Source organism: Streptomyces sp. NPDC019890 (genome assembly GCF_044903445.1).
Taxonomy (GTDB): Bacteria; Actinomycetota; Actinomycetes; order Streptomycetales; family Streptomycetaceae; genus Streptomyces.
This window is the reverse complement of the sequence record NZ_JBJDQK010000032.1, coordinates 1-10,105: the sequence shown is the minus strand read 5'-3', so window position 1 is coordinate 10,105 and position 10,105 is coordinate 1. Positions and strand designations below refer to the sequence as shown.

Here is a 10,105-nt window from a genome sequence, read left to right as displayed (position 1 = left end):
GGGAAGTTCTTCATCGACGTCTCCTTCGCCGCGTTCCGCGGGTCCCGCAGCGCACCTGGCCGCACCGTGACGGCCGCGGGCCTGCTGATGGGCACCGTCTCCGGTTCCGGCACCGCAACGGCGGTCAGCCTCGGCTCGGTGGCCTGGCCGTTGTTGCGCAGGGCCGGTTACTCACCGGAGAAGGGCGGGGGTGTGCTCGCCGCCGCGGGGATCGGGGCGATCCTGTCGCCGCCCACTCTGGGGGCCGCCGCCTTCGTCATCGCCGAGTACCTACGGGAGAGCTACGTCACGGTGCTGATCTACGCCACAGTGCCGACGCTCCTGTACTACCTCGGCATTCTGCTGGCGATCGAGATCGACGCCCGCAAAAGCCTCAACGAGACGGTGCAGGGCGAGCGCCGATCGCCGTGGCGGCTGCTGGCCAGGTTCGGCTACCACTTCCTGTCGCTCTTCCTGATCGTCGGCTTCATGGCAGCCGACCTGCCACCCTTCAAGGCGGTGGTATACGCGACGGCTGTGCAGTTCGCGCTGTCGTTCCTCGACCCTGCCCACCGGTTGACCCCACGACGGCTGTACCAGGCGCTGGCGCAGGGCGCCGCCTCGGTGCTGCCGGTGGTCGCCACATGCGCTGCTGCGGGGATCATCGTCGCCGTCGTCACCGAGACCGGGCTCGGCCTGAACCTCGCGTCGATCATCGTGGACGCTGCGGGCGCCCTCGGCAGCGATCCGGTCGTGAAGCTCACGCTGACGGCGCTCTTCGCGGCTGTCTCGGTCTCGATCCTCGGACTTGCCGTGCCGGTGACCGCGTCGTTCATCATCTCCGCGGTGATCATCGCGCCGGCGATGACCTCCCTCGGCGTCAGCGCGCCGGAGGCGTACATGTTCATCTTCTACTACGCCGTGCTGTCCGAGGTGACCCCGCCCACGGCGTTGGCCGCCGCGGCGTCCGCGGCCGTCACCGGCGGCAGTCCGATGCGGACGATGAACGAGACCTGGAAGTATTCCCTGCCCGCGTTCTTGATCCCGTTCTCGTTCGTGCTCACCGACAATGGCGCGCATCTGCTGGGCCAGGGGTCTTTCGCGGACATCGTCTGGGTCACCTGCGTCTCCGCGCTCGCGGTCGCCGCGCTCGCGGCCGCCACCGGCGGCTGGATGCTCGGGCCGAGCACTGCGGTCGAACGTGGCCTCTGCGCCGTCGCCGCACTCCTTCTGCTGTACCTCGAGCCCGTCTCGCTGATCGCCGGCTCGGCGCTGTCGGCGGTCGCGCTCGGCACCCATGTGGTCCGCCGTCGCCTGGCAGCCCGAAAGGGCTGCGCCGCGGAGGCGGCCATTGCTGAAGTTCCTCTGATGAAAGGCAGCTCCACCCCATGAACATGCGTCCTCGTGCCCTGGGCCTTGCCGCCGCGGTTGCGGCCCTGGTCCTCACTGCCGCCGGTTGCGGCGGAAAGCAGCACGACCAGGCGGACAAGGATGCCGGCGGCGGTCGGATCACGATCGCGACCGGCAATACCACCGGGGTCTACTACCAACTCGGTGGCGGTCTGGGCAAGCTGATCTCGGACAACATCGAGGGCTACCGTGCCACCGCGACCGCCACCGGCGGCTCCGTGCAGAACATCCAGGGCGTCGTCGCGGGCGACTACGACATCGGCTTCTCCCTCCTGGACACCGCCGGCGACGCGGTCCGCGGCGACGGTTCCTTCACTACGCGGCAGCCGGTGGAGGCGCTCGCCCGGCTCTACCCGAACTACACCCAGGTGGTCGTCCGGGCCGACTCCGGAATCAGGTCGCTGGCGGACATGAAGGGCAAGCGGATCTCCACCGGAGCGCCCGGCTCCGGCACCGAGGTCATTGCCAAGCGTCTTCTCGCCGCCGGCGGGCTCGACATGAACAAGGACGTACGGGCACAGCGCCTGCAACTGCCCGAGACCGTCGACGCCATGAAGGACGGCACGGTGGACGGCCTGTTCTGGTCGGGCGGCGTGCCCACCGCAGGAATCACGGACCTCACCACCACACTGGGCGACAAGGTGCGCTTCCTCGACATCACCCCGCAACTGCCGGCGCTGGTCAAGGAGTACGGCGACGTCTACCAGCGGGGCGCGATACCGGCCTCCGCATACAAGCAGCCTGCCGACGTCCCGACGGTGGTCGTGCCCAACGTGCTGCTGGCGAAGAAGGGCTTCGACCCGGAACTGGCCAGGAAGATCGTGAATGTGCTCCTCGACCACCAGCCGAATCTGGTGCAGGTGAACCCGGCCGCCAAGGAGATCAGTGCCGGCGACGCTCCCAAGACCGCGCCGCTGCCCTTGAATCCGGGTGCCAAAGCCGCGCTGGCGAACCGCACCGTCAAGGCCTGAGTCCGGCGTCGGGTCAGTGCAGGGCGTCCGGCCGCCGACGCCCTGCACCACCGACACGCTGTGTTGGAAGCCGTTGTCCTTCCGACCGTGATCGCTGCCTTTCCGCTGGACAGGCATGAACCCGGCTGCGCTGCGGCAGAGACGGCACCGGCAACCACACACCGGGGGACGTGCGAGCGCCCGTCGCCGGTTGGTGCGTTGAACCCGAGCGCGGACCGGGCCGCAGGCCAGGACATACCCGAAAACCTCTACAGGAGAGGCGCATGCCCACTCACCTCGAAGTCCTTGTGGTCGGAGCCGGTATCGCCGGACTGGCCACCGCCGCCGAGCTGCACCACCGTGGGATGTCCGTCGACATCATTGAGCGCTCCTCCCACCCTCGTGCCACGGGAGCCGGACTCTTTCTGACGGGAAACAGCGTCCGCGCGCTGACCGCGCTGGGTCTTCGGGACCACCTCACCACGTCGGGAGCGCCAGTCCCCAGTCAACGGCTACAGAGTCACCGGGGTCGGGTGCTGGCCGACATCAGCACGGCGGACCTGTGGAGAGGCACGGATGAGTGCGTGGGAATCACCCGCGCGGCGCTGCATGCTGCCCTGCACGACATCGTGCCGGTGCCCGTGCGGCATGGCGTCACCCTGCAAACGCTCAAAGAGTCCGGCGACGGGGTGGACGTCGAGTTCAGTGACGGGGAGACAGGCCGGTACGACGTAGTGGTCGGAGCGGACGGCATACGCTCGGGCCTACGCGAGTACGTCGACCCGGCCGCCGCTACGCGCTACCTCGGGCAGGTCTGCTGGCGCTTCCTGACCGATGACGCCGCCGGCATCGACCGGTGGACCGTATGGCTCGGCCGCGGGACGACTTTTCTGGCCTACCCCGTCGGCCGGGGCCAGGTGTGCTGCTACGCGGACATATCCGCCGCCTCGCCACTGGATCCCACGGACGGAACGGCCGATCTCTCACGGTTCTTCTCCGGCTTCGACCAGCGTGTACAGGACCTCCTGGCCACGCCCGCCGCCCGCGCGACGCATTTCTCGCCAGTGGAAGAAGTGAGCGGCGGAACGTGGACGTCCGGGCGCGTCGTGCTTGTCGGAGATGCCGCCCACGCCAGCTCGCCCAACATGGCCCAGGGCGTGGGCATGGCCATGGAGGACGCCCAAGTCCTCGCCGACACACTGGCCATCGAGGGACACACCCCCGACCTGCTCGAGCAGTACGCACAGCGCAGGATCCCCCGGACCAGGTGGGTGCAGCGGCAGACCCACCAGCGCGACCGCACCAGGTCCATGCCCCCCGCCGTGCGCGACTTCGTGCTCCGCCACTTCGCGCTACGCCTGTACGAACGCGCCACCGCGCCACTGCGCGAGCTGCCCTGAGCATGCAGCACAATGCATCAGCGACGGCAACGACCGGCTGGGCCCGGTCCGTTCGACGGACCCTGACTCTGTCGGGGATCTTGGTGTCGTCTGCTCAGTCTCTGGCGGACCGCCAAGACCTCGGCCGGGGGATCCCGTGCTGGTCCAGGAAGTTCTGGAAGGCGGTCGGCGGCCGGGACGGGGGTGCTTCTCCTGTCGGCGGCGTCGGCTGAGGCGCTCGATGTTCGCGGCGATGGCTGTGAACACGTGCTGTAGGTGGGCTTTCTGCTGTCCCCGGCAGCGGCAGCGGCGCATGGCCGTGTCCGTGAGCGAGCTCGTTGATGGTGCCTTCCACTCCGGAACGGACCGCATAGCGGGCCTGCCATTCGGGTGTCTGTTGCTCGGCGCGGACTCGGAGTTGCAGGTCGCGGAGTTCTCGCGGGGGAAAGCCCACGGTTCGGGCGCTGTCGGTGGTGGTCGTGCAGCGGGTGCGGACCGGGCAGGGGCGGCACTGGCTCTTGGTGAACCGCGCCACGATCAGAGGTGCCGAGGTGGGCGAGGAGGTCGGATAGGGGCCGTGCCAGCCCGCGCTGGTCTCGCTCTGTGGGCAGGTGACCTGCCGGCGGTCGAAGTCGATGTGGAAGTCATCGCGGCCGAAGCCGTCGTTCTTACGGTGCTGGCGGGTGGAGTTGACCGGCAGCGGCCCGGTGACCGTGACCGTGGTGTTCCTGGGCCGCCTGCTCCAGATGGACCAGGGAGGTGTAGCCGCCGTCGACCAGGTGCTCGGCCGGCAACAGCCCGCGGTGCTTCAGCCGGGTGTGGATGCCGGGCAGAGCCTTCGCGTCGTAGCCGGTGGCGTCGGTGATGGCCACATCTGTGATCACGTTGACGTCGTCGGGATCACAGGTCTCGGTGAGATGTGCGACGAACCCCTTCCAACGGGTGACATGTCCGCGGCGCGCGTAGCGGGCCGTCGGGTCATAGGGCGAGACGACTGCGACGGCCGAGGGTGGCAGCCCGCTGTCCTCGGCGGTGCGCCAGCGCAGGCGGCCGGCCCCGTCGCGGTAGTAGTTCTGCACCATGATCTGCCGCAGGGCCTGGACCCGGGGACCGGACAGGCGATCCGCCCCATGCTCTCCGACGTGCTCCAGCAGCCGGACGGCGTCGCCGCCTGTGGCAAGGATCCTGGTCTTGGGGCGGGTGGGGTTCTTGCCCAGACGGACCGGACGGCCGTAGCGGCGCCCCCACTCCTCGTCGACCAGGTCGGCCAGCAGGTGCGGAGCGGTGCCGGCCAGCTCTTCCAGCGCGGCGCGGACGGCTTCGGTGACCAGTTCCAGCCGGGTCAGGTCGCGCACCGCGGCCAGGACGTGGGTGGAGTCCGTGCGCTGGGTGGTGCGCTCGCGGACGAGACCAGCCTCTTCAGGCGCGCGAGCGCGAGGTCGAGGAGACGGTCGGCTCGGCCGCCCTCGGTGGGACGGTCGCGGAAGTCGGCCAGCACGCTGTGGTGGAATCCGGGATCGTCCAGTTCCATGGCCAGCGCGTACGTGAAATCGATGCGGCAGCGAACCGCCTCGGCCGCCTGCCGATCCGACAGACCGAGCAGAAACTGCAGCACACAGACGGTGGCCAGCTGGGCGGGCGAGAGCCCCGGGCGGCCGTCGCGCGGGTACCAGTCTGCGAAGTCCTCGTCACGCCACAGCCCGCCCAGGTGGTCTCTCACCCACATCGCCGTCGTACCAGCCGGGTTGCTCGCTCGCGCCATCTGCACGGTCAGAGACGGGACTTGCTCACCAGAACGGGCGTGGAGCGACAACGGGCACCTCGACAACTGCATCGGTTCTTGAACAGAGCCGAGCATGCCCGTTGATCATGCTGCCCGTCGGGGATCCCCAAGATCCCCGACAGAGTCAGGGTCCGTTCGACGGCCCGGGCCCATGGTGGTGTTTTGGTCTCAGTTGGCCTCGGCGGACCCCGTCGGATCTGAGCGGACGCTGTTGCCGAATTCAGTGACCGCCCCAGCGCGACGGGGATCGCCATGGGCGAGCGCTACTGGGCGTAACCGGGGTCGAGCCGGTCGACCTTGCGCAGGAGCGCGGCGAACATCATCTGCTCGGGACCCCGCCCCGGCTCCAGAAAATCCGCGGCGATGCGGGAGCTGGAGAGCGCGGCAGCTTCGCTCACCCGGCGCAGGGGCTGTCCTGTCGACTGGGCGGCGAGCTGGATCTCGCACGCCCGGTTCAGCACCCACAACCGGTAGAACGCTTCGGCGGTGGTGCGGCCGTGGGCGAGGAGTCCATGGTTGCGCAGGATCAGCAGGTGCTTGTCGCCGAGCGCTGCGAGCATGCGGGGGACCTCGCCCTCGTTGACGGTGATCCCCTCGAACTCGTGGTAGGCCACCGCATCGTGCAGCTGAGCGGCGTAGAAGTTGTCCGGGGAGAGCCCGCTGTCCATGCACGCCACCGCTGATCCGGCCGTGGTGTGCGTGTGCATGACGCAATGCGCGTCCGGCACGGTGCGGTGGATCGCGCCGTGGAACAGGAAGCCGGCGGGATTGGCGGCGTAAGGGCTGTCCTCCACCAGGTTCCCGTCCAGGTCCACCTTGATCAGGCTGGACGCCGTCACTTCCTCGTACATCAGGCCGAACGGGTTCATCAGATAGGTGGGGGATTCACCCGGCAACCGCAGCGAGATGTGGTTGAAGATCATCTCATCCCAGCCGAGCATGGCGAAGAGCCGGTAGGTCGCGGCGAGTTCGAGGCGTGCCTCCCACTCTGCTTCCGCCATGCCCGCAGGTGTCATGGTGTTCTGCAGCACGACGGTCATCGGACGCCTTCCGGTCGCGTGTGTTCGCCAGCCGTGTGTTCGGCGGCGCGTTCCGGGTCTGCGCGCTTCTCGCCCGCCAGCGGGTTGCGCGACGGCTCGCCGAGCGCGAACGCCGCCACCGCGCTGACGAGGCTGATGGCCACGATGTAGGCGGAGATCGACAGAGCGGTACCCGTCGACGCCAACAACGAGGTGGCGATGGCCGGAGTGAAGGCGCCGCCGAGGATCACTCCGAGCTGGTAGCACAGCGAGACGCCGGTGTAGCGGACGCGGGCTCCGAAGATTTCGGCGAAGATCGTCGCCATGGGTCCGTACATCGCATAGGAGGCGAGCTGCATGACGATGAACGCGAGCAGGATCAGCAGCGGCGTCCGCGTGTTGAACAGCAGGAAGAACGGGACCGCCCAGACCGCCTGGCCGATCGCGCCGGTGAGGAAGACCTTGCGGCGGCCGACCCGGTCCGACAGCGCGGAGAAGAACGGGATCCCCGCCCCGCCGACGGCTGCGGTGATGAGGACGAGACTCAGCATCACCGGTCTGCTCAGCTTGAGGACTGCGGTGCCGTAGGTCAGGCCGTAGGTGAGGATGAGGTAGCCGACGGCGATGTTCGCTGCGGCCGCCAGGCTGCCCAGGATGACCTGCTTCCAGTAGCTTCGCAGCACTTCGAGGATCGGTGTGGGCGACACCGTCCGGGCCTGCTTCACCTCGGTGAAGACCGGACTCTCCGCGACCCTGAGCCGGATGAACAGGCCGACGGCGGCGGGCACGATGGCGATCAGGAAGGGCACCCGCCAGCCCCAGGACAGGAACTGTGCGGGGCTCAGCGCGGTGGTGATGATCAGGAAGACGAGGTTCGCGAGGATGATCCCGGCAGGGACCCCGATCTGTGGCCAGCTGCCGTAGAAGCCCCGCTTGCGGTCGGGGGCGTGCTCGACGGCCATGAGCACCGCACCGCCCCACTCGCCGCTGACCCCCACGCCCTGGATGAGACGCAAGACCAGCAGCAGCACCGGGGCGGCGGGGCCGACCACGGCGTAGGTCGGCAGCAGACCGATGGCGAAGGTGGCCAGCCCCGTCAGCAGGAGCGACACGACCAGCAGGGACTTTCGTCCGATCCGGTCACCGAGATGTCCGAAGACAACGCCGCCCAGCGGACGTATGAGGTATCCCATGGCAAAGGTGACGAACGCGGCGAATGTGGCGGCGGCACCGCCCAGTTGCGGGAAGAACAACGGGCCGAAGACCAGTGCCGTGGCCGCTGCGTAGGCGAAGTAGTCGTACCACTCGACGGTCGTGCCGATGGCGCTCGCGAGTGCCACCTTCCTGACGATGCGGGCGTCGTGACGCGGAGGACCTTGCACATCTGTCATGAGGACTCCTCGGGGGGTTCGGGCGGGTCGGGGGAGAGCGAGGGGTTCGGGTGGGGAGCGCGTAGCTGTCGGTGCCGGTCGGCGGCAGGGACGCCGACGGGTACGGTGCGCATGGGTGCGGCAGCCGACTGACCTGCGGGGGCACGGGGTGCAGGCCGTGGATCATGGCGTCGCCAGGCCCGCCTTCGATGTGAGGTGCCCCACAACGGGTGGTGGATACAGTGCACCCGTCGGCGCACGCGTCACAACGCCGCGGAAAGAACAGAAACATGGGAAACCACATTGATAAAACTGTGCAGACCTCCCGGACGCTCAAGCTGCCAGGGTTCTCGCTGCGGCAGGCGCTGTACTTCGTAACCGCCGCGGAGAGCGGCACGCTGAGCGAGGCTGCCACCCGGCTGCACGTCTCCCAGTCGGGGCTGTCCTTGGCGATCAATGAGCTGGAGCGGGCGCTGAAGGTCCAGCTGTGTATCCGGCGCAAAGCGCACGGCATCACGCTGACGTCGGCGGGCAAGCAGGCCCTGCAGCAGATGAGGGCACTGCTGCGACAGGCCGAGGAGCTGGAGTCGGCGGTGTCCGGATCGGGGGACCAGTTGTCCGGCCGGCTGTCGGTCGGCTGCTACGTCACCCTCGCGCCGACCGTGCTGCCACCACTGCTCCAGGGCTTCTCCGAGCTGCATCCGATGCTGACCGTCGACTTCACCGAGGGCACACAGGATGCGCTGCAGCGGAAGTTGCTGGATGGTGAGCTCGACCTGGCTGTGCTGTACGACATGGACGTGCTGCCGGAGATGGAACGCGTGGTGCTGTTCACCATGCGGCCGCACGTGCTGCTCCCCGCCGACCACCGCCTGGCGGGTGAGCCGAAAGTCGCCCTGCACGACCTGGTCGCCGAGCCGATGGTGCTGCTCGACGCCCCGCCGAGCTCGCTGCACACCCTGTTGCTGTGCAAGACCGCCGGTGTGACCCCGCTGGTGCGGCACCGCACCACCAATTTCGAGATGGCGCGCGCACTCGTGGGGCGGGGACTGGGTTACGCCATCTTGATCCAGCGGCCGCCCAACGACCGTACCTACGAGGGATTGCGCGTGGTGAACAAGGAGATCGCCGAGCTGCCGGAGGCTGCCGTGTCGGTCCTGCTGTGCTGGCCGCAGCAGGTGGCCCAGACCCGGCGGGCCGCCGAATTCCTGCGGTACTGCCTGGAGGACCGTCCCGGCACCTGAAATGGCCCGGCGACGGGGAATTATGAGTTTCCCTGCAGTAGTACAGCGGGAACCTGTGCTTTTCATCGGAAGTGCTGACCGTCACAGTCATGGCCAACCGTGCATCGCCTCACGGAAGGCAGACCATGACCCAGACCATCGAGGACTACACCAGCACCATCCGTCTGCAGGACCTCTGGGAGGACCCCTACCCGATCTACCGGCAGCTGCGCCACCACCGACCGGTCGCCTGGGTGCCCGCCGCCAACCGGTACCTGGTCACCAGGCACCGGGACGTCGTCCACCTGGAGCGCCACCCGGAGATCTTCAGTGCGGCCGAGCAGGACTCGCTGATGATCCGGGTGATGGGCAAAACCATGCTCCGCAAGGACGGCGCAGCCCACCTTCGGGAACGTAAGGCTGCAGAGCCCGCACTACGCCCGCGGGCCGTCAGGGAGCACTGGACGCCGATCTTTCAGAAGATCGCCGACGAGCTCATCGACAGCTTCTACGAACGCGGCGAGGCGGACCTGTTCACCGACTTCGCCGGTCCGATGGCCGCCCGCAGTCTGGCCGTGGTGCTCGGCCTGCACGAGGTGGCCCCACAGGACCTGCAGACCTGGTCCCAGGCCATGATGGACGGCACCGGCAACTACGGCGACGACCCGGCCGTCTGGCAGCGCTCCGACGCCGCCGCCGGCGCAGTGGACGAGGCGGTGGACGCCGCGATCGCCTCGCTGCGCTCCGCCCCGGACGAGTCGGTGATCTCCGCGATGCTGCACGCCGACGACCCGCTGACGCCGGAGGAGATCCGGAGCAACATCAAGCTGTTCATCGGCGGTGGCCTCAACGAACCGCGCGATGTCACCGCGGTCGCGAGCTACGCCCTGCTCACCCACCCGGAGCAGCGCACGCTCGTCACGGCGGACCCGGCCGGGTTCAAGGACGTCTTCGTGGAGTCGGCGCGCTGGGTCGCGCCGATCGGCATGTAC

General features: G+C 68.5%; 10 protein-coding genes. 5 read left to right on the top strand and 5 right to left on the bottom strand.

From position 1 onward, the window contains the following. The 3 genes from ACI2LP_RS33250 to ACI2LP_RS33240 all read left to right on the top strand — a co-directional run. The coding region (locus ACI2LP_RS33250; RefSeq protein ID WP_404728261.1) for a TRAP transporter permease at window positions 1-1,371 on the top strand (1,371 nt) is incomplete at its 5' end. Beyond that, window positions 1,368-2,360, top strand: a complete 993-nt coding sequence (locus ACI2LP_RS33245; RefSeq protein ID WP_404728260.1) for a TAXI family TRAP transporter solute-binding subunit — start codon at window positions 1,368-1,370, stop codon at window positions 2,358-2,360. The genes ACI2LP_RS33250 and ACI2LP_RS33245, both read left to right, overlap by 4 nt. Window positions 2,361-2,623: 263 nt before the next feature. Continuing rightward, window positions 2,624-3,739 (top strand): FAD-dependent oxidoreductase, encoded by a 1,116-nt coding sequence (locus ACI2LP_RS33240; RefSeq protein ID WP_404728259.1) that lies wholly within the window; start codon window positions 2,624-2,626, stop codon window positions 3,737-3,739. 94 nt (window positions 3,740-3,833) lie between these two features. Here the strand turns inward: ACI2LP_RS33240 and ACI2LP_RS33235 are convergent, their stop codons facing one another. From ACI2LP_RS33235 to ACI2LP_RS33215, 5 genes are all read right to left on the bottom strand, one after another. After that, on the bottom strand, window positions 3,834-4,355 hold the full coding sequence (locus tag ACI2LP_RS33235) for a transposase (RefSeq protein ID WP_404728262.1): 522 nt from the start codon (window positions 4,353-4,355) through the stop codon (window positions 3,834-3,836). A 31-nt stretch (window positions 4,356-4,386) separates the two neighbouring features. Further along, a complete protein-coding gene (locus ACI2LP_RS33230; RefSeq protein WP_404728258.1) occupies window positions 4,387-5,073 on the bottom strand; it encodes a hypothetical protein in 687 nt (228 codons plus the stop codon). Then, on the bottom strand, window positions 5,061-5,438 hold the full coding sequence (locus tag ACI2LP_RS33225; RefSeq protein WP_404728257.1) for a transposase: 378 nt from the start codon (window positions 5,436-5,438) through the stop codon (window positions 5,061-5,063). The genes ACI2LP_RS33230 and ACI2LP_RS33225 overlap by 13 nt, the downstream gene beginning before the upstream one ends. Before the next feature lie 326 nt (window positions 5,439-5,764). Then, on the bottom strand, window positions 5,765-6,541 hold the full coding sequence (locus ACI2LP_RS33220; protein ID WP_404728256.1) for a class II aldolase/adducin family protein: 777 nt from the start codon (window positions 6,539-6,541) through the stop codon (window positions 5,765-5,767). Continuing rightward, the gene (locus ACI2LP_RS33215) at window positions 6,538-7,911 is read right to left on the bottom strand and encodes an MFS transporter (RefSeq protein WP_404728255.1); all 1,374 of its coding nucleotides are present in this window, start codon (window positions 7,909-7,911) and stop codon (window positions 6,538-6,540) included. The genes ACI2LP_RS33220 and ACI2LP_RS33215 overlap by 4 nt, the downstream gene beginning before the upstream one ends. Window positions 7,912-8,180: 269 nt before the next feature. Here ACI2LP_RS33215 and ACI2LP_RS33210 point away from each other — a divergent pair, with 269 nt between their 5' ends. Both ACI2LP_RS33210 and ACI2LP_RS33205 read left to right on the top strand, forming a co-directional pair. Continuing rightward, a complete protein-coding gene (locus tag ACI2LP_RS33210; RefSeq protein WP_404728254.1) occupies window positions 8,181-9,134 on the top strand; it encodes a LysR substrate-binding domain-containing protein in 954 nt (317 codons plus the stop codon). 125 nt (window positions 9,135-9,259) lie between these two features. Then, the coding region (locus tag ACI2LP_RS33205; protein WP_404728253.1) for a cytochrome P450 at window positions 9,260-10,105 on the top strand (846 nt) is incomplete at its 3' end.